At 36.4% G+C, this 756-nt stretch carries 1 protein-coding gene and 1 pseudogene; both read left to right on the top strand.

The features are described 5' to 3' along the window. Positions 1-510 (top strand): arginyl-tRNA-protein transferase (locus tag ASU03_RS19335; RefSeq protein WP_057833302.1); only part of this gene is annotated, 510 nt, incomplete at its 5' end. Positions 511-639: 129 nt separating this feature from the next. Next, positions 640-756: pseudogene (locus ASU03_RS19330) on the top strand (translation initiation factor IF-1); the annotation flags it as partial.

Raw genomic sequence — 756 nt, 5'->3', positions numbered from 1 at the left:
CAAAGAAGATCCAAAAAGCGTAATAATCATTTTATTATTAAACAATCTTCACAATTAAAAGACAGCTATTACCCCTTGTTTGAAGCTTATATTAATACCTTTCATCAAGAAGGCAGTATGTACCCCGCTTCTTTTGAGCAGTACCAGGGGTTTTTAAGCTGCAATTTAACCCAACAATTATTTATTGAAACCTGGGCACCGGCAAATGAGCAAGAGCAAGAGAAACTCGTCTGTGTTGCCGTAACTGATGTCTTAAGTAACGGCTTATCCGCTGTTTATACCTTTTATCACCCAGAATATAAAGCCCATGGTTTAGGGGTGTTTTCTATTCTCACCCAATTAAACTTTTGCCAACAAATGTCATTACCCTATTTATATTTGGGTTATCAAATTGATGATTGTCAAAAAATGAATTATAAAGACCGATATTTCCCCTTTGAGCGCTTTATTAACAGTCAATGGCAATTAAACAGCAAAGCTGTCGTTAATAACGCTAAAATCACTAAATAAAGTGCAGCAAGCCTTTACATTGGTCAAGCAATTAGGCATGATTCGCGCAGCTTTTTTATCTGCCAGAAAATATTACTATTCTAGAAGAATTTCTTGGCTATTTGCACAACATTAGAGGTTTAGCGCCCCATGGCGAAAGAAGAAAATATTGAAATGCAAGGTACTGTTTTAGATACATTACCTAACACTATGTTCCGAGTTGAACTTGAGAATGGCCACGTCGTCACTGCACATATTTCTGGTAAA

It is taken from the genome of Colwellia sp. TT2012 (assembly GCF_001440345.1).
Classification (GTDB): domain Bacteria; phylum Pseudomonadota; class Gammaproteobacteria; order Enterobacterales; family Alteromonadaceae; genus Colwellia.
This window is presented reverse-complemented; position numbering and strand designations above follow the sequence as displayed.